Origin of the sequence: Nesterenkonia alba DSM 19423 (assembly GCF_000421745.1) — a bacterium.
Taxonomy (GTDB): Bacteria; Actinomycetota; Actinomycetes; order Actinomycetales; family Micrococcaceae; genus Nesterenkonia; species Nesterenkonia alba.
In genome coordinates this window covers 1-17,324 of the sequence record NZ_ATXP01000021.1, presented here as the reverse complement: position 1 = coordinate 17,324, position 17,324 = coordinate 1, and the positions used below count along the sequence as shown (strand labels likewise).

At 62.7% G+C, this 17,324-nt stretch carries 18 protein-coding genes and 1 tRNA gene; 9 read left to right on the top strand and 10 right to left on the bottom strand.

What is annotated here, in order from left to right; translation table 11 throughout:
• Positions 1–256, top strand: a 256-nt coding sequence (locus H578_RS15270; protein WP_022873837.1) for an integrase core domain-containing protein, incomplete at its 5' end; no start/stop codon positions are given.
• Here the strand turns inward: H578_RS15270 and H578_RS16320 are convergent.
• The 4 genes from H578_RS16320 to H578_RS16315 all read right to left on the bottom strand — a co-directional run bounded on the left by H578_RS16320 (position 249) and on the right by H578_RS16315 (position 3,040).
• The gene (locus tag H578_RS16320) at positions 249–545 is read right to left on the bottom strand and encodes a hypothetical protein (RefSeq protein ID WP_156837332.1); all 297 of its coding nucleotides are present in this window, start codon (positions 543–545) and stop codon (positions 249–251) included. The two genes, H578_RS15270 and H578_RS16320, sit on opposite strands and share 8 nt — an antisense overlap.
• Positions 546–555: 10 nt before the next feature.
• Positions 556–1,200 carry an ABC transporter ATP-binding protein gene (locus H578_RS15040; protein ID WP_033420645.1) on the bottom strand — a complete coding sequence of 215 codons (645 nt, stop codon included), beginning with the start codon at positions 1,198–1,200 and terminating at the stop codon, positions 556–558.
• Positions 1,201–1,202: 2 nt separating this feature from the next.
• Complete coding sequence (locus tag H578_RS0111545) at positions 1,203–2,138, bottom strand: peptidoglycan-binding domain-containing protein (protein ID WP_022873835.1); 936 nt, start codon at positions 2,136–2,138, stop codon at positions 1,203–1,205.
• A gap of 332 nt (positions 2,139–2,470) precedes the next feature.
• Positions 2,471–3,040, bottom strand: a complete 570-nt coding sequence (locus tag H578_RS16315; protein WP_156837331.1) for a hypothetical protein — start codon at positions 3,038–3,040, stop codon at positions 2,471–2,473.
• A 334-nt stretch (positions 3,041–3,374) separates the two neighbouring features.
• Between H578_RS16315 and H578_RS0111530 the strand changes: the two genes are divergently transcribed.
• Complete coding sequence (locus H578_RS0111530; protein ID WP_051130883.1) at positions 3,375–4,556, top strand: App1 family protein phosphatidate phosphatase; 1,182 nt, start codon at positions 3,375–3,377, stop codon at positions 4,554–4,556.
• Here the strand turns inward: H578_RS0111530 and H578_RS15035 are convergent.
• Positions 4,528–5,763, bottom strand: a complete 1,236-nt coding sequence (locus H578_RS15035) for a glycosyltransferase family 4 protein (protein ID WP_051130885.1) — start codon at positions 5,761–5,763, stop codon at positions 4,528–4,530. The two genes, H578_RS0111530 and H578_RS15035, sit on opposite strands and share 29 nt — an antisense overlap.
• 163 nt (positions 5,764–5,926) lie before the next feature.
• Between H578_RS15035 and H578_RS15030 the strand changes: the two genes are divergently transcribed.
• Entirely contained in the window at positions 5,927–7,183 is a 1,257-nt protein-coding gene (locus H578_RS15030) for a cell division protein PerM (RefSeq protein ID WP_022873830.1), read from the top strand.
• On the opposite strand, the gene H578_RS0111515 is transcribed toward H578_RS15030, so the two are convergent.
• The gene (locus tag H578_RS0111515; protein ID WP_156837330.1) at positions 7,155–7,658 is read right to left on the bottom strand and encodes a hypothetical protein; all 504 of its coding nucleotides are present in this window, start codon (positions 7,656–7,658) and stop codon (positions 7,155–7,157) included. The two genes, H578_RS15030 and H578_RS0111515, sit on opposite strands and share 29 nt — an antisense overlap.
• A 40-nt stretch (positions 7,659–7,698) precedes the next feature.
• Here H578_RS0111515 and purN point away from each other — a divergent pair, with 40 nt between their 5' ends.
• Positions 7,699–8,298 (top strand): phosphoribosylglycinamide formyltransferase, encoded by a 600-nt coding sequence (gene purN, locus H578_RS15025; protein ID WP_022873828.1) that lies wholly within the window; start codon positions 7,699–7,701, stop codon positions 8,296–8,298.
• On the opposite strand, the gene H578_RS0111505 is transcribed toward purN, so the two are convergent.
• Positions 8,280–9,272: an exosortase/archaeosortase family protein gene (locus H578_RS0111505; protein WP_022873827.1), complete on the bottom strand. Its 993-nt coding sequence runs from the start codon at positions 9,270–9,272 to the stop codon at positions 8,280–8,282. The genes purN and H578_RS0111505 overlap by 19 nt on opposite strands.
• Positions 9,273–9,333: 61 nt before the next feature.
• Here H578_RS0111505 and H578_RS0111500 point away from each other — a divergent pair, with 61 nt between their 5' ends.
• Positions 9,334–10,089, top strand: a complete 756-nt coding sequence (locus H578_RS0111500) for a histidine phosphatase family protein (protein WP_022873826.1) — start codon at positions 9,334–9,336, stop codon at positions 10,087–10,089.
• Positions 10,090–10,206: 117 nt separating this feature from the next.
• Positions 10,207–10,674: a pyridoxamine 5'-phosphate oxidase family protein gene (locus tag H578_RS0111495; RefSeq protein WP_022873825.1), complete on the top strand. Its 468-nt coding sequence runs from the start codon at positions 10,207–10,209 to the stop codon at positions 10,672–10,674.
• A gap of 206 nt (positions 10,675–10,880) precedes the next feature.
• Here the strand turns inward: H578_RS0111495 and sucD are convergent, their stop codons facing one another.
• The 3 genes from sucD to pcrA form a co-directional block, all read right to left on the bottom strand.
• Complete coding sequence (gene sucD / locus H578_RS15015; RefSeq protein WP_022873824.1) at positions 10,881–11,888, bottom strand: succinate--CoA ligase subunit alpha; 1,008 nt, start codon at positions 11,886–11,888, stop codon at positions 10,881–10,883.
• A 16-nt stretch (positions 11,889–11,904) separates the two neighbouring features.
• Positions 11,905–13,068: an ADP-forming succinate--CoA ligase subunit beta gene (gene sucC / locus H578_RS0111485; RefSeq protein WP_022873823.1), complete on the bottom strand. Its 1,164-nt coding sequence runs from the start codon at positions 13,066–13,068 to the stop codon at positions 11,905–11,907.
• 75 nt (positions 13,069–13,143) lie between these two features.
• Entirely contained in the window at positions 13,144–15,549 is a 2,406-nt protein-coding gene (pcrA, locus tag H578_RS0111480) for a DNA helicase PcrA (RefSeq protein WP_022873822.1), read from the bottom strand.
• 76 nt (positions 15,550–15,625) lie between these two features.
• Here pcrA and H578_RS0111475 point away from each other — a divergent pair, with 76 nt between their 5' ends.
• The 3 genes from H578_RS0111475 to H578_RS0111460 form a co-directional block, all read left to right on the top strand.
• Entirely contained in the window at positions 15,626–16,279 is a 654-nt protein-coding gene (locus H578_RS0111475; RefSeq protein ID WP_022873821.1) for a hypothetical protein, read from the top strand.
• Positions 16,280–16,366: 87 nt separating this feature from the next.
• Positions 16,367–16,439: transfer RNA gene (locus H578_RS0111470), tRNA-Arg, on the top strand.
• A 626-nt stretch (positions 16,440–17,065) separates the two neighbouring features.
• Positions 17,066–17,324, top strand: a 259-nt coding sequence (locus H578_RS0111460; RefSeq protein ID WP_022873820.1) for a transposase, incomplete at its 3' end; no start/stop codon positions are given.

Sequence of the window (17,324 nt, the reverse complement as noted above, 5' to 3'; positions counted from 1 at the left end):
CACCCGAGTGAAGACCCCGGGGCAGAACGGGTCCCGTGAACGCGGCTTCGGCACGCTGAAGTACGAACGGCTCTACCTGGACGAGATCGACGACGCGATCGTGCTCGCCGAGCGGGCCGAGGACTACCGGATCGAGTACAACGAGCTCCGGCCCCACGAGGCCATCTCATGGAACCGGCCCAAGGAGGTGCACCTGGGCCTGGCCGACCCCCCCCCCCCGACATTCAAAACCAAGGAAATCCTGCCAACTACTTGACGCGGGACATGCCGACGGCTCGTTCTGTCAGCGAGAGACGGTCTACCTGCTGCACGACAGTGGGATTAATGAGTTCCTGCGTTTGATGGCTCGGTTCAGAAATGGTCAAAACACGGGCACCCGCTGAATCGAGACGCTCATCGAGTTGCGCCTCAGCCGCTGCTGTACGGCCCACTGTGGCCAAAGTAGCGGCACACATTACCGCGACGATGAAGCCAATCAACAGTGTTGGCACTTTACTGGCATACGCACTGGCTAGTGCTTCTCGAACCAGCTCAAGAGGCTTCACAGTTTCCCCTTCATAGGGAAATGACCTCATCAGCGAAATCGATCACGAAGGGGTCATGAGTGGCAACCACTACAGTCCGGAGAGAATCACCAGATCCCGCGGCGTCGGATAACACATTAAGAACGCTTTCGGCATTGGACTGATCCAGATTCCCAGTTGGCTCATCAGCCAGGATCACAGAGGGGTCGGTCACCAAAGACCTGCACACGGCGACACGTTGGGCTTGCCCTCCTGAGATCTGACCGGGTTTGTGACTAGCACGATGTCCTACACCGATTTCATAAAGGAGACGTATTGCACGGTGTCGAGCTCGACGACGTCGCCATCCGGCATAGAGGGCGGGCTCCACAACTGAATCCAACACTGTTCGCGTGAGGTCTAACGAGGCGTCTTGAAAAACAAAACCGATCTGAGAAGCCCTTACTACCGCTCGTTCGGAATCTGCGGCAGCCGATACATTCCGATCTTGGAGAAAAACGGCACCTTTCTCCGGAGTGAGCAGCAAACCGAGTATATAGAGAAGCGTTGACTTACCTCGCCCTGACGGGCCGGTAATTGCAGTCACTTTCCCCGTGGCAAAATGATGTGTCAATCCACTAAATAGTTCATCTGAACTTTTCGGATACCTGAATGTAAGATTCTCAACCGCCAACACAGCTAGTCAGTTATCTCTTCCTGGACGTCACTCTGATCCCCACTTTCGGGTGATCCTTCTTCCGTCGACTGGCCGGTAGGTTCGGGCACCTCGTTTATCACTTCTTCATCTCCATCCGCATTATCCTCCGGTGGCATCGTGTGAGTGGAGCGTGACTCATCAAATACTCGAACTTCAGTGCCACCCTCCAAGCCCTCAACAATGGCAACTCCCTGGCCCGACCCAAGAACTTCCACCGGCACATCCCCGTGACGTGTTGTCACGTAAGGCTCCCCCTCTGAGGAGATACGCACAGCGGCTGTGGGTACGCCGATTCCCTCGATTTCTGGAACAACAGCCACCTGACTCCGCAAAGTTAGTTGTGTCTCCGCAGGAAGAACGTGGCAGTCATCTAGACAGACCTCACCCCCATTAGGAGCCGTCAATTGGTACTCAACATTGGTGGATTGGTCCGCACCGTCCTCAACTGAGGAAATGACAGCGTCCCATTCATAATCATCGTACGTGACTCTGATGCTCGCCTCAGTCGGGATTTGCTGGGCCTGTGCCTCTTGTACAACCATGACAAAACGACGTTCACCGACCGGCGCAAACACTGATTCCTCACCACCAGAAAGCTCCGCCCCAACCCGAATCGCTTCTCCCACCTGAACTTCTACCGGACTTTCAGGCACAGCGACGGTCTCTCCAAGCTGGACCACGCCCGTGGGAGTAGAACCCAGCTCTTCCTGCCATGACTGTACGGCGGCTTCCGTGTCGGCATCGTATGACCCTGAAGGCTCTGAGGCCAGCAAACCTTCGTCCTGCAGAAAGTGTTGTAGTGCCAGGACATCATGACCAGCCACTCCCGGTTCCAAGTCGCGCCAGAAAGGTTCCTGGGACTCAATAAGGCGCACCGGAGTGCTATCCACTAGGTAGATAACCTCTCCGTTCTCCAACTCTCCCTCATTGACTTCTCGCACTATCCCGGAGAGCCGGTTTTGGGCAATTGACTCTGTTGGCTGTCGAACAGTTGTCGATAAGTTGAGGGTCCGACCAACCGATCCAGATGTAGCCTCGGCCCATATTTCTTCTGTAAGAGCCGAATCTTCCCCTTCTGCGGCACCAACCGATCCCTCTATAGTTGCTCGCGCAGCCCACCACCCCACGGCGAGGGACAATAGGCATGTAATCACGAGAAGACTTAAGGAGCGCCACAATCTTCGCCGAGCCCAAACATGAGAGACCTCAGCATCACCCATAAGAGACTAAGCCCACCCAATCAAAATTATCATTCATAAGCTTCAACGAGTGACTCATCCGGTGGTTGTCGATCGCACGAGGTTTCATCCAGGACTTGATCTTCCATTCCACGATCTGGTCGCCAGAGCCAGCCTGAATTTTGATAATCTTCGAGAAATACTTGAAATGATGGAACCTCATCGACGGAGATACTATAATGATTCAGGCACTCTAAAAAATCTCCGGTGAAATATTCATAATAAACACTCAGTACTTCTTCTGTTTTTTCTTCATAGAAAACTGGATGTAGAGGATACCGAACAGCGCATATATACGACGCTTCATTGAATGCTTGGCGCTGGTCGTCCGGGAAGCTGGCACTAACCCCACCATCTTCGAGCACTTCAACCTCCCAGCCCTGGTCATGCATACACTCTCGCGTGACCTCGTCATATTCTTCTGGGGTAATAACCCGCTCTGGGCTCACATCCTCCTCTGGAGGCTCATCGAGTCGATGGAACTGCAGTTGCTGCTCGAAGTACTCTTCCTCGGATGAAGGATAGGGCGTGTCTGGGCTTTCCATACCGTCAGGGACGGTACTTTCTTCAGTAACCTCCACAGAACTGCCACACCCAGCGAGGGCAAGCACTAGCCCGGCTATCCCAACTGGGCCCATGCCGTAACGGAAATTTAACTTGTTGGCTCTAATAACCATCACCCTGAACAAAAAGCACCAGCATAGATCAAATTACCATGATTAGTCCAGGTCGACCAGCTTTGCACCGAGCGATAATATCTTAGGTGTCTTCCTTACCGTCGCCACTCCTTTGTGTTTTAACTTAACGGCACCTCCACCGTGACATATATCACCCGGCTTATGCAAGGCCTCTGTTTACTTGCTGTTCAGCAAGGAGCCCTCTGCCTGATCGGAGACTCACCTAAGATAGGCAGCGATGAAGTTGCCGCCGAAGCCCACGCCTGTGGCGCAGGACCTCGCTGCAGTGCGCCGGCACTACTCGGAGGCGGTCCGTAACCGCGCGATGCGCGCTGAGGACCGCTGGCACCAGCTGCGGCTGAACCTGGCCCGCCGCCGCGGCCAGCAGGTCACCGTGTTGTCTCTGGCCGGCTACGGCTCGCCCCGCTGGGTGCGGATCTTCTCCCGGGTTGTCATGGCCCCGGACTCCGACTTTGAAAACGGCCGTCGGGTGGCCAAGGTCATCGCGGACGGCGTGCGTGGGTGGCGCAACTTTGTCTCCGCGCCGGTTCCGTTCGCCGCGCTGAAGGCCACAGTGGCCGGGCGGGAATACGATGTGACCGCCGACCGTGGGGGCATCGTCGATACTGTCATCGACCTCGGGGAGAACACTCTGGACCCCGGATGGCAGCAGATCACCCTGCAAGCCCCTGGCGAGGACACCACCCGGGCGGAAGTGCTCATCATCGGCGACGAGATCGAAGACGGGATCATCTGCGATATCGATGACACCGTCGTCGTCACCAAACTTCCCCGGCCGTTCCTTGCGGCGTGGAACTCCTTTGTCCTGGATGAACATGCCCGCACGCCCACCCCGGGCATGGCGGTGATGATGGAACGGCTGATGAACGCCTCCCCGGGCTCGCCGGTGCTCTACCTCTCCACCGGGGCGTGGAACGTCGCACAGACCCTGACTCGGTTCCTCACCCGTAACCTGTATCCGCATGGGCCGTTGCTGCTGACCGACTGGGGGCCTACCGAGGATCGGTGGTTCCGATCCGGCCGTCGGCACAAAGAACAACAGCTGGAACGCCTGGCCGGAGAGTTTCCCCAGATCAAATGGGTACTCATCGGCGATGACGGCCAGCACGACCCCACCATCTACGCTGATTTTGTCCGCGCGCACCCGCAGAACGCCCGGGCGGTCATCATTCGGGAGCTGACCTACTCGGAGGCGGTGCTCGCCGGTGGGCGTGCTGAGGTGCCCCACGAAGACGAGCAGTTGCTGCGCGGTTCAGGGGCCGACGGCGCCCACCCACCGGGATACCAAGAGGTCGACGGATACCGGGTTCCGTGGATCTACGGACCCGACGGTAAGGACATCTCCGCGCAGTTGGCGGAGCATGGGCTGCTCAGCGAGGGAGAACACCCAGCGGCATAAGCGCCCCGGCCAGGCGGCTCTGACCGGTCAAGTAGCGCCGGGCTCGCATACTGTGCAATCGGCGGTTGACTTCGATAGCTCGGGAGTAGTGGCCAATGAGCTGGTTGCACACCGCCTCCCACGTCCGGCCGCGGACTTCATGGTGGGCTGCCTGTGCAAAAGCCGAGCGGGCGTCGTCGTCGGCACACAGGTGCTCCACCGCCGAGCGCAGAGCCGGAAGATCGCCGGGCTGGTAGAGCCACCCGGTACGGCCCGGGTCCACCAGATCTAAAGGCCCGCCACGCCCCACCGCAACCACCGGCACCGCGGCAGCCATCGCCTCCTGGATGGTCTGACAGAAAGTCTCCGCCTCCCCCGGGTGAACGAACACGTCCAAACTGGCGACGTACTCCCCCAGAGTGTCACCGCCCTGGAACCCAGCGAAGTGAGCATGAGGCAACCGCTTGCGTAACGCCGACTCCTGCGGGCCCGTACCGATAATGACCAACCGGGTGCCGGGCAGGGCATCGAGCACCGCCAAGTCTTCGATCTGCTTCTCCGCAGCCAGACGGCCCACAAAGCCGATGAGCTTCTCCCCCTTCGGCGCCAACTGAGCTCGCAGCTGTGCCGAGCGCCGGGCCGGGTGGAACCGGTCAGCATCCACACCGCGCCGCCAGGTCTTCAACCGTGGAATGCCCCGGCCGCGCAGCTGGGTCTTGCAGAAGCTTGAAGGCACCAGCGTCAGGGTGGACGCCCGGTGCATACGGTCCACGTGCTGCCACAACAGCTCCTCCGCCCAGGGCAGCTTGTACCGTGCCGCATACGTGGGCACCTCGGTCTGATAAATAGAGACCGTCGGGAGGCCGAGCGCCTCAGCAGCCTGGATGGCACGCCACCCGAGCACAAACGGAGAGGCGACGTGGACGACGTCGGGCGCAATATCCTCCAGCAAGTGCCGGATCCGCATGACAAACCCGGCGGCGACTCGCACCTTCGGGTAGTCCGGCAACGGCAAGGAGGGCACCCGAATCACCGGATAGCCGTGGCACAGCTCCGGCTGGTCGGGAATCTCCTCAGCCAAGGGGTTGCTGTCAAAGAGCGAATCGGACGGGGCGATGACCGTGACATCATCCCCACGACGACGCAAATGGGCCAGCACGTGAAGAACGGAGTTGGTCACTCCGTTCATATGGGGCAGAAAGCTCTCCGCAACCACAACGACCTTCACGGTCACCAGAGTAGGCCGATGCAGGTGTCGCCGACTCAGCGGTGAGGTTGCTACCAGGTGAACGGTACGTGAATTGTGTTTGCCCCTGACCTTGCACTGCTCAGCGCCCCCGTGCGGCCCGGCCTCACCGGAAGGTGGGGCCCGCCCTGTCACCATAGAGGCGATGCGTTCCGATTCGTCCCGCCGGTTGCGGCTGCCGACCCCTCCGCTGTGGCTCTTCGCCCTCTTCGAGGCGGTTCAGGCACTACTGGCCACCGTTCTGCTCATCGCGGTGCCAGTGGCTGTGGTCGAAGCCATCCGCAGCTTCACCGGGTTCGAGCTGGAGTCGGCCGCATCCCTGGCCGGGCAACTGTGGCTGGTGATGCACGCAGCCCCCTTAGAACTCAATGGGGGTGGAGTGTTCCACCTGGTGCCACTGGGGCTGCTGGTGGTGCCCTTCGGCATCGCGTGGCGGGCGGGGCGCCGGCTGGCCCAGGGGGCCTACCCCACCCAACTATGGGTGGGGGTAACGGTCTATGTGGTGCTCTACACCACCGCAGCCGGGGCCGTGGGCGGCTATGCGCACACCAGTTTCGCCGAAACCTCCCCCACCTGGAGCGCCACAGCCGCCGCGGCGGTGACCCTGACCGGATGCCTCGGTGGCTGCGTGGCAGAAGCCCGCAGCGTGACCCGGATGTTCGGCGTCGACGTCGAAGCGAAACTCGATGAACTCAGTCAGCCGATCAAATGGGCCGGAGCCTACCTGTGGGCGGTGGTGCGGGCCGGCACAGTGGCGGCGGTGGCCGCTGTGGGTCTGGCGAGCCTGCTGCTGGCTGGCGTGCTGGCCTGGCGGTGGATGGACGTGGTCAACGCCTACCAGCACCTCGACACCGGGTTAGCAGGGGGCCTCGGCATGACCCTGCTCCACCTGGCAGTAGCACCGAACCTGGCCCTATGGGCCCTGGCCTACTCCTCCGGTGCGGGATTCTCCCTGGGTTCCGGCTCCACGGTGGGGCCGCTGACCACCCGGCTCGGGGAGATCCCCGAGGTGCCAGTCCTCGCCGCGGTCCCCACCAGCACCGGCGAATACTCCTGGCTGGTGTTCGCCCTGCCAGTGGCTGCCGGAATCGCCGCGGGGGTGTGGTTCCTCCGCGAAGGGGAGAACCACTTTGACGACTGGTGCGCACTGAAGCTGAAGGTCCGCGGAGTCTCGGCCACCGTCTCCACCCTCACCGTGGGTCTACTCACCGGACTGACCACTGCGGGGCTGCTGGTGGTGCCGCTATGGCTTTCGCATATCTCCCTGGGGGTCGGGCGGATGGTGGACATCGGACCCCATGCGCTGGCCGCGGCCGGACTCACCGGGGCGTGGGTGGCCGCCGGGTGCGCGCTCACCCAGCTGGTGGCCCCGCTTACCCGCTACCGGGGATCGAAGAAATAACCCGCTGCTCGTAGTCCACCGCACACTGACGCAGCGCCCGGTCGGTGACAGCAGTCTCCCGGCAGGCATCAAACTCCGCAGTCGCTTCCCAAAAGACCAACTGGAAACCACCGATGAGCAGGAAGAATCCACAACACACCGTGGCAAGAACCGTAGCGATATAGATAAAAACGGGCAGGCGACGTCGTACGCATTGAATGAACAGCACCACCGCTGTGGCGATACCAGCCAGAGCCGCCACCGGGGTGATGATCTTCCACGGCAATGGCAGCTGGAACCCGCCCCAGGCAAGGATGATCGCCAGCACCAACCACCCCAGGAATCGGCTGGCGTAGCGCGCATCCGCCGCCTGCTGCTGTGGATCCTTCTGACGGGGGTTTCCGCGGCGGGGATCGGCGGAGTTCTTCCCCGGGGGAGGCACCACAGGCGGCAGCACCGGCTGGTTGGGCTGACCTGGGGGCGGGGAGGCACTCATAACGTCTTCCAGCTTATCGGCAGCCGATAGGCTGAGGCGCATGCGCATTGTGGTTCTCGTCTCCGGTTCCGGTTCGAACCTCCAGGCGATCATTGACGCCGTGGCCGCCGGGAAGCTACCGGCCCAGGTGGTCGCTGTCGGTTCCGATGTTCCCGCCTGCGGGGGAATCGAACGGGCACAGCGGGCCGGGATTCCCACCTTCGAGGTGCCCTTACCCCGGGGCGCCTCCGCCGAAGAGCGCACCCGGTGGAACACGCAACTGGCTGACCAGGTGCTCCGTCACGAGCCCGAACTCGTGGTCTCGGCCGGGTTTATGCGAATCCTGTCCGAACAGTTCCTCCAGGATGTGGCGGTGCCGGTCATCAACACGCATCCGGCCCTGCTGCCCAGCTTCCCCGGGGCACATGCGGTCCGTGACGCCCTGGCCGCGGGAGTGAAGATCACCGGCTGCACTGTGCATCAAGTAGACGCCGGGGTGGACACCGGCCCGATCATCGCCCAGGCGGCGGTGCATGTGGAGCCCAACGACGACGTCGCCACCCTCCACGAACGGATCAAATCCTCAGAGCGTCGCCTGTTGGTAGAGGTTCTGAAGGCGGTGGCCGAAGGCGCCGTGCGGCTTCACCAGCTGCCGGGCTGACCGCCGCTGTAACCCTGCTGCTGGTATCCGGCAGCCGGCTGTGGTGAACGCTGGGCGTCTTTGTAGGCCTTCCTGTCGCTGACGAACCGGTTGGATGGTCCCAGCCACAGCATGATGAGAGCCACCAGACTCAACGCCACGGTGACGAACACCAGGCCCATGGAACCGCCGTCGACGTAGAAAATCGGCAACAGGAAGAACAGGCTCAGTCCCAGCCAGATGGAGGCGAGGATCCGGCCGACATTACCGGCCATGGTGCCGACGAAGGCGAAGGTGATGTAGACCGCTAACAGGAAGAACGCCCAGCCCAGGGCCAGTAAGCCCAGCATGATCGCGTAGACCTCGAAGGCCTCATCCACTGTGAGGTCCTGCAGCTCGGGGTCGTTCTGCATCTGCTGTTCGAGCTGGCGTTCAAACTCTTCTCCGAATGCGCCTTGCCGCAGGTCATTGGGTTCGATGCTGACCAGCACCCAGATCCCCCACACCAGGGACGTCACCGCGGCGGCGAGCATCAGCCACATCGCGGTCATCATGGTGCCGGGGCGGCTGGGCTTCTCCGTGGGGGCACTCACCGCACCGGGGTACTGGGGCTGGCTACTGTAGCCGCCCCCCTGGTAACCGGAACCGTATGGGGCGGAGCTGTACTGCCCAGAGCCATACTGGCCAGAACCGTACTGACCGCTGCTGGCGTACCCGCTTCCGGCGGAACCTTCACCGGATGAGGGTTGGCCCCAGTGTGGCTGCTGAGCGCTGCCCTGTCCGCTCTGCTGCCCCCAGCTGGGCGGGGCGTAGGGGTTGTACGGATTGCTGGACTCCTGGTTGCCGGACTGCTGCCCGGATCCCGAGGCCTGAGCCGCGGAGCCCTCCTCCCGTGGGGCGTACTGTCCGTACTGCGGCTGCGGCCGGTCTTGCCCCTGTCCGGGGGTGTCCTGGCCCTGCTGGTTTTCGCCGTTCTCACCGTTGGGAGTGCTCATGGCCTCAGCCTAACGCCGCAGCAGCGCTTGTGACACCTCTGCGGTCTGCGAAACTGGGAGCATGTCCGCAGCTGAGACCACTGAGACCACCAGCACGCACACCACCCCTTCCGGCACGGCTTCGGCACGTGCGCAGGGAAGCACATCGCCGAGAACAGGCACCTGCACGGTCCACTTGGTCCGCCACGGGGAGGTGTACAACCCGGAGAAGGTCCTCTACGGGCGGCTGCCCGGCTTCGGCCTCTCGGAGTTGGGCAAGCAAATGGCCGAAGGAATCGCCGACTACTTCCTCGCCCGGGCCGAGCAGGGCCGGGCACCGGTGATCCTGGCCTCTTCCCCACTGCAGCGAGCTCAAGAGACCATTGCGCCGTTGTCCGCCCGGTTGAACATCCCAGTGCAGATCGAAGACCGGGTCATTGAGGCAGAAAACGACTTCGAAGGCCTCTCCTCGGTGAAGCGGCAACTGCGTCGGCCGAAACACTGGCCCAAGCTCATCAACCCGTTGCGCCCGTCCTGGGGTGAGCCCTACGCCCAGCAGGTCACCCGGGTGCTGGCTGCGGTAAAGGACCTCTCCGACCAAGCGATCGCAGAACACGGGGACGACGCCGACGTCGTCGTCGTGTCTCATCAACTTCCTATCTGGGTCACACGCCTGTGGGCAGAGAACCGCCCGCTGTGGCATGACCCCCGATCCCGGGAGTGTTCCCTGACCTCGGTGACGAGCCTGCACATCGGCCCGACCGGGGTGGAGTCGGTGAGCTACGCAGAACCGAACCGAGAACTCTCCCAGCAGGCGCTGGCCCTGCCGGGAGCCTGAACCTGCAGGTCAGGTGGGTGGTGAGGACGGCGCCTGATTTCTACCGACTGTAGAACACGGGTGTAGACTACACATTGCCCCGGGGTGAACCTCATCACAGGAGAGAAGGTGAGACCCATGCTGTTCCGCCATCCGCATGACGAAGCAGTCCTGGTCCTCAACACTGAACAGTGCTGGCAGTTGCTGGAACAGGTGACATTTGGCCGGCTGGTGGCCGTCGTGGACGGCCGTGCCGATATTTTCCCGCTCAACGTGGTCGCTGACACCGCTGACCGGTCTCTGGTGTTCCGCACGGCACCGGGCACCAAGCTGGCAGAAGTCGCGATCAATGAGGACGTGCTCTTTGAAGCCGATGCCGTGCTCGACGGTGAAGCCTGGTCCGTGGTGGTCCGTGGCACTGCCCAGCGGCTGGAGACCAGCACGGAGATCGCTGCGGCGGAGGCCCTGGGGCTGAAGCCCTGGGTGCCCACGCCGAAGGATCACTATGTGCGTATCGTCCCCACCGAGGTCACCGGGCGGCACTTCATGCTGGGTGAGCAGCCGGAGCGTGAGCTCGGTGAGGGCTCCGAGGCCGGCGGGGACTGAGTACACCCGAAGCAATCTGAGTGCACCCGAAGCAATCCGGGCTCAGCCAGATCATTCAGATCATTCGGATCAGCCCGGAAGCACCTGAAGTATCCCGTCACAGTCTCCGGCGTTGAATACCGACACATCGGACATCGAAAGAGGGGCTGCGCTCTCCCTGTGGAGAGCACAGCCCCTGCTGTCTTAGGGTCTTCAGCGGTGAAGCGTCAGTCTTTCTTCACGGCCCCTTTGACCTTGTCGATGACTTCGCCGGCTTTCTCCTTGACGGTCTCCACCGGGCTGGCGGCGCCGCCGGCGGAGTCACCGTCGATGATCTCGCGGAGCAGCTGCGCCGTGGCGGAGGGGGTTTTACCGACTTTCACACCGGCAGCCTCGAGGGCTTCTTTCTTCGCCTCCGCGGTCCCGGATGAGCCGGAGACGATGGCGCCGGCGTGGCCCATGGTCTTACCCTCCGGGGCGGTGAAGCCGGCCACGTAGCCCACCACGGGCTTGGTGACATTGGCTTTGATGTACTCGGCGGCGCGCTCTTCGGCGTCACCACCGATTTCACCGATCATCACGATGGCCTTGGTGTCCGGGTCGGCTTCGAAGGCCTCCAGCGCGTCGATGTGCGTGGTGCCGATGACCGGGTCACCGCCGATACCGATGGAGGTGGAGAACCCGATGTCACGCAGTTCGTACATCATCTGGTAGGTCAGGGTCCCGGACTTGGAGACCAGACCGATGGGCCCCTTGGTGGTGATGTTGGCCGGGGTGATTCCGGCCAGCGCCTCACCGGGGGTGATGACACCGGGGCAGTTGGGCCCGATGATGCGGGTCACCGGTTTGCCGTCGGCGCCGGTCTTGGTCAGCGAGAGGTTGAAGAATTCCGCGGTGTCCTGCACCGGGATGCCTTCGGTGATGACCACCAGCAGGCCGATACCGGCTTCGATGGCCTCCACGGCGGCGTCTTTGGCGAACTTCGGCGGCACGAAGACCACCGAGACGTCGGCACCGGTTTTCTCCATGGCTTCTTCGACGCTGCCGAAGACCGGCAGTTCGATGTCGTTGCCGTCTTTGTCCTTGTGGGAGACGGTGGTGCCGGCTTTACGGGCGTTGACCCCGCCGACGATGTTGGTGCCGGCCTTGAGCATCAGGGCGGTGTGCTTGGTGCCTTCACCGCCGGTGATGCCCTGGACGATGACTTTGGACTCTTTGTTCAGGTAGATCGACATAGCTGTTCGTCAGTCCTTACTTGTTTGCCAGCTCGGCGGCCTTGTCGGCACCGCCGTCCATCGTGTCAGCGGTGATGACCAGCGGGTGGTTGGCTTCGGCGAGGATGCGCCGGCCTTCCTCGACGTTGTTGCCGTCGAGGCGGACCACCAGCGGTTTGGTGGCGGAGTCGCCGAGGATCTTCAGCGCGTTGACGATGCCGTTGGCCACGGCGTCGCAGCTGGTGATACCGCCGAAGACGTTGACGAACACGCTTTTGACCTGATCGTCGCCGAGGATGACGTCGAGCCCGTTGGCCATCACCTCTGCAGAGGCGCCGCCTCCGATGTCGAGGAAGTTGGCGGGCTTCACACCGTTGTGGTCCTCACCGGCGTAGGCGACGACGTCGAGGGTGGACATGACCAGACCGGCACCGTTGCCGATGATCCCCACCTCCCCGTCGAGTTTGACGTAGTTGAGGTCGTTGGCCTTGGCTTTGGCTTCCAGCGGGTCCTCAGCGGACTCGTCCACCAGTTCGGCGTGACCGGGCTGGCGGAAGGCGGCGTTGTCGTCCACGGTGACTTTGCCGTCCAGGGCGATGATCTTGCCTTCGCCGGTTTTCACCAGCGGGTTGACCTCCACCAGGGTGGCGTCCTCCTTGGCGAAGGCACCCCACAGCTGTTGGAATACCTCGGCCAGGGCGGGGATCTCCTCCGCGGAGAATCCAGCCTGCTCGGCGATCTCGGTGGCGGCCTTCTCGTCGAGGCCGGTGTTGGGGTCGAAGTTGTACTTGACCAGCTTCTCCGGGGATTCGACGGCGAGCTGTTCGATCTCCACGCCGCCTTCCTTGGAGCACATGGCCAGGTAGTTGCGCTCAGCACGGTCCAGCAGGATGGAGAAGTAGTACTCCTCGGCGATGTCGGCACCCTGGGCGATCATCACCCGGTGCACCGTGTGGCCCTTAATGTCCATGCCGAGGATGGCCTGAGCGTGCTCGTAGGCCTCCTGAGGGGTTTTGGCGAGTTTCACACCGCCGGCTTTGCCGCGGCCACCCACCTTCACCTGTGCTTTGACGACGACGACGCCGCCGATCTGCTCTGCTGCTGCTTTGGCTTCTTCGGGGGTCTGCGCCACGATCCCGGCCAGCACGGGAACCCCGTGTGCCTCAAAGAGATCGCGCGCCTGGTATTCGTACAGGTCCACGTGTGGTGTCCTTACTTCACGTCGAAGTCTTCTTCTTGCAGGACGAGGTGGCCGCACCGAAGGGCGTTACACCCCTCAGCCGACCTTCTCAAGTGGAGCATATCGCAGGAGGAGGCGCTTCTCTGTTCCTGCGAAGCTGACCTTCGCGACCGTCTTGTCCCCAGCACCTTCGACGCTGAGCACCTCACCCTGGCCGAACTTTGCGTGCCTGACACGGTCCCCGGGGTTCAGGGCGGGGATCTCCCGGTCCGGGTTGACCTGGGTACGGGAGGTGCCAGATGTCGCCATCGGTGCACGGCTGACATCGTGCAATGTGGAGTCACCACGTGGGGAGCCAGTCGTTTCAGCATTCTTCAGCAACCCGGGCTGGCTTCCCCACCCGCCGGTTCCCAACCCGAGCCGCCCGGAGCCGGAGGCCGCCGAGTCGGCGCTGAGTTCCACCAGCTCGTCGGGAATCTCGGTGAGGAACTGGCTGGGCGGGTTGTATTGCACCTGGCCCCAGAGGCTGCGGGATTCGGCTCGGGTCAGGTAGAGCCGGTGTTCGGCCCGGGTGAGGCCCACATAGGCCAGGCGGCGTTCTTCGGCGAGCTGTTCGGCGTCCCCCATGGAGCGGGCGTGAGGGAAGACCCCGTGTTCCATACCGGTGAGGAAGACCACGGGGAACTCCAGGCCTTTGGCGGTGTGCAGGGTCATCAGGGTGACCTGCCCCTGATCTGCAGCGAGCTGGGCGGACTCAGCGTCCGGTGCTGAGGGGATGGAGTCGGCGTCGGCGATGAGGCTGACTTGTTCAAGAAAATCAGCCAGGGAAGGTTCCTCCGTGCCGGCTTCATATTCTTTGAGCACGGCGACGAGTTCGCCGAGGTTATCGGCCCGGGATTCGTCCTGTAGATCCTTGGACTCCCGTAGTGCGGCCATCATCCCGGACTGTTCGAGCACTGCTTCCAGCACCACGGAGGGGGTTTCGTCTGCGGCGAGGGAGGCGACGTCGTCCATCATCCGCACAAACGAGCCGATCGCCTTGACCGCGCGGGACCCTAAACCGGCGGAGGCGCCGTCGTCGGCCACTGTGGCACGTAGGGCTTGAAAGAAGGTGGTCTGGTCGCGGGCGGCGAGCGTGGCCACTGCGGTTTCGGCTTTATCCCCGATGCCGCGTTTGGGTTCGTTGAGGATGCGGCGGAGGTTGACGTCGTCGTCGGGGTTATTGAGCACATGCAGGTAGGCCAGGGCGTCTTTGATCTCTTTGCGGTCGTAGAACCGGGTGCCGCCGATGACCCGGTAGGGGATCCCGCGGTGGATGAGGCGTTCTTCTAAGGACCGGGACTGTGCGTTGGTGCGGTAGAAGACCGCGACGTCGGCGGGGCGGACACCTTCCTCGTCACCGAGGTGGTCGATGGTTCGGGCGATCCATTCGGCCTCGTCGGATTCACTGTGCGCCACGTGCAGGGTGACTTTGGGCCCGGCTCCGGCTTCAGTCCAGAGGTTTTTCTCCCCGCGGGAGGGGTTCTTGGCGATGACGGCGTTGGCGGCGTCGAGGATGTTCTGGGTGGAGCGGTAGTTCTGTTCCAGCTTCACCACTGCGGCATCGGGGAAGTCGCGTTCGAACTCGGTGATGTTGCGGATGTCTGCACCGCGGAACGCGTAGATGGACTGATCGGAGTCACCCACCACGGTCAGTTCCGCCCCGGGGGTCTCCACACCGTCCTGGGGGGCGGTCAGCTGGGTGACCAGGCGGTATTGGGCGTGGTTGGTGTCCTGGTACTCGTCGACGAGCACGTGGCGGAACCGGCGGCGGTAGTTATCGAGCACCGCGGGGAAGGCGTCGAACATGTAGACCGTCTCGGTGAGCAGGTCGTCGAAGTCGTAGGCGTTGGCCGCCCGTAGCCGCTGGGTGTATTGGGTGAAGACGGTAGCGACTGCCTCGCTGAAGGGTTCGTTGGGGGCTTTGGCGCTGAACTCTTCGGCGTCGATGAGTTCGTTCTTCAATGCGGAGATTTTGTTGCGGATGGCCCGCGGGTTGAACCGTTTTGGGTCGAGCTGGTTCTCTTTGGCGATCTGGGTGACCAGCCGCAGCGAGTCGGCGGCGTCGTAGATCGTGAAGGTGGTTTTCCGACCCACGGTGGTGGCTTCGGCGCGCAGGATGCGCACGCAGGAGGAGTGGAAGGTGGAGATCCACATGCGCTCGGCGGCGGGACCCACGAGTCGGCCGATGCGGTCTTTCATCTCCCGGGCGGCCTTATTGGTGAAGGTGATGGCCAGGATCTCGTGTGGGCGGGCTGCCCCGGTCTGGATCAGGTGGGCGATCCGGCGGGTCAGCACTGCGGTCTTCCCGGAACCGGCCCCGGCGACGATCAGCAGTGGGGAGCCGCGGTGCAGCACCGCTTCACGCTGCTGGGGGTTGAGACCTTCGGTGGCGTCCTGCCCGGTGGGTGGTGTGGGCGCCTCGGTGGTGGACTCGCGCGGCGGGGTGAAGACGAATTCCATGGTGGATCCAGTCTACGGGCGGTCCCTGAGATGACCCGAGGGAGGCCGGGGCGGTGATCTCTGGGAGAATACCGGTATGTCCAAGCGCAGGAAAAAGGCCCGGGGTAATCCGGCGGCAGAGCCGGAGGCAGAAGCTGCCCGTCCGGAGATCAAGGACGGGTTCCTCACCGACGCCAATCAGCGGGCCGCCACGGGGGAGTATTCCTCCCCGCGAATTCTGGTCTACGCCCTGGTGTTCGTTGCCGCGTTCATGTTCTTTTACCTGCATCTGTATGCCATGCCGCAGCTGCGGCATTTCGCCGACGGGCTGTCGATGCCGGGGGCGCGTGTTTTCGGCTACAGCGTGGAGGACATCGAGCAGTTGCGCGCGGTGATGGAGGATTCGGCCGCCGGACAGCTGAATTTCTTGCACATCACCGCCGGGTGGATCTTCCCGGTCACTGTGGTGTTGGCGACGTGGGCGGTCATGGGGCTTCTGGTGAAGGGGAGCTGGCGGTGGATTTTCCCGTCTCTGGCCGGGGGTTTCGCGGCGGTGGACATCATTGAGAACCACCTGGTGGATCAGATCCTCACCATGGAGACGCTCGACGCCGGCACTGTCACCTTGGCCTCAACGTTCACCGTCATCAGTTGGGCACTTCTGGCGGTCATCGCCGCGGGGGTGTTGGCTGTGGTGGGGTGGGACGTCATCGGCCGTCTACGGGCCCGCGCTGCCGCGTCCCGCCGCTGAGCGTGCACTGAGTTCTACCCGCGGAACGATCCCCTAGTATTGAGGGGCATAGCCGACGACGCCGACGTCGTCGTCGTTGTGTTTCTCGCCTCCGTAGCTCAGGGGATAGAGCACCGCTCTCCTAAAGCGGGTGTCACAGGTTCGAATCCTGTCGGGGGCACCGATTGAGCCGAGCGAAGTGCGGAGCTTGCTCCAGCACTTCCGAGGCGATTGAGGTGCCGGAGCCTGCGAAGCAGGCGACCGCACCATGTGATCCTTGTTCAAACCTGCGACATTCGCGGTTTGAACTCCACCCTGGTCTCCACCACCTTGCTTGCGACGCAGCGAGTCATCGATGCTCAGGTAGATCGCGTGGCAGTCACCAGCCAGGGCTAGGCAGTCCTCCAGGTGGGCCTGAGCCTGCTCGTACTCCAAGGTGCCAGCCTCGATCTGAGCCTCCAGGAACGACAGGCGCTTAGCAATCCTTTCCTGCTCGGTTTTCAGCAACTCCAGCGGGACAGCTCCGGCGTAGTGGGCTTGCAGCAGCTTGGTTCTCTCTGCGACCAGGTCCTCCCGTTCCCGGGCGTAGGCCTCCTGCTGCTGCTTGGTGGTGGCCTGCAACCGATCGAACTCCGAGGTCACCAGCTCCCGCAGCGCAGTCACGATGCCCCCAGCCGCACTGGAAAGACACGAGCTTCGGGGTATGGGGCAACACGAACAACCGTAACTGTGAAGAGCACGAGTCGTTTTGTCGCGCGTCAGACTTAGTGGCAGGGCCGTTATGTAGGTCCTGAAGGAGAGTCAGTCATGGGTAGACCACCCTCGATTCCGGCGGAGAAGAAGACCCGGATAGTGCTGAGCGTGCTGGCCGGCGAGATGTCCATCGCCGAAGTGGCACGCAAGGAGAAAGTCAGTGAGCAGTCCATCGGACGGTGGAAGGCCGAGTTCCTGGAAGCCGGCAAGACCGCCCTGGTGGCCGGCAGGTCCGGACCATCCTCCCGAGAGGAACAGCTGGAGGCCGAGGTCGCCGAGCTGACCCAGGCCTTGGGCGAGGCACACCTGGAAG

What these genes read in the sequence shown, in the direction of transcription:
- H578_RS0111530 (WP_051130883.1), top strand. Translation starts at nt 3,375, where the DNA reads ATGAAGTTGCCGCCGAAGCCCACGCCTGTGGCGCAGGACCTCGCTGCA.
- H578_RS15030 (WP_022873830.1), top strand. Translation starts at nt 5,927, where the DNA reads ATGCGTTCCGATTCGTCCCGCCGGTTGCGGCTGCCGACCCCTCCGCTG.
- H578_RS0111515 (WP_156837330.1), bottom strand. Translation starts at nt 7,658, where the DNA reads ATGAGTGCCTCCCCGCCCCCAGGTCAGCCCAACCAGCCGGTGCTGCCG.
- purN (WP_022873828.1), top strand. Translation starts at nt 7,699, where the DNA reads ATGCGCATTGTGGTTCTCGTCTCCGGTTCCGGTTCGAACCTCCAGGCG.
- H578_RS0111505 (WP_022873827.1), bottom strand. Translation starts at nt 9,272, where the DNA reads ATGAGCACTCCCAACGGTGAGAACGGCGAAAACCAGCAGGGCCAGGAC.
- H578_RS0111500 (WP_022873826.1), top strand. Translation starts at nt 9,334, where the DNA reads ATGTCCGCAGCTGAGACCACTGAGACCACCAGCACGCACACCACCCCT.
- H578_RS0111495 (WP_022873825.1), top strand. Translation starts at nt 10,207, where the DNA reads ATGCTGTTCCGCCATCCGCATGACGAAGCAGTCCTGGTCCTCAACACT.
- sucD (WP_022873824.1), bottom strand. Translation starts at nt 11,888, where the DNA reads ATGTCGATCTACCTGAACAAAGAGTCCAAAGTCATCGTCCAGGGCATC.
- pcrA (WP_022873822.1), bottom strand. Translation starts at nt 15,549, where the DNA reads ATGGAATTCGTCTTCACCCCGCCGCGCGAGTCCACCACCGAGGCGCCC.
- H578_RS0111475 (WP_022873821.1), top strand. Translation starts at nt 15,626, where the DNA reads ATGTCCAAGCGCAGGAAAAAGGCCCGGGGTAATCCGGCGGCAGAGCCG.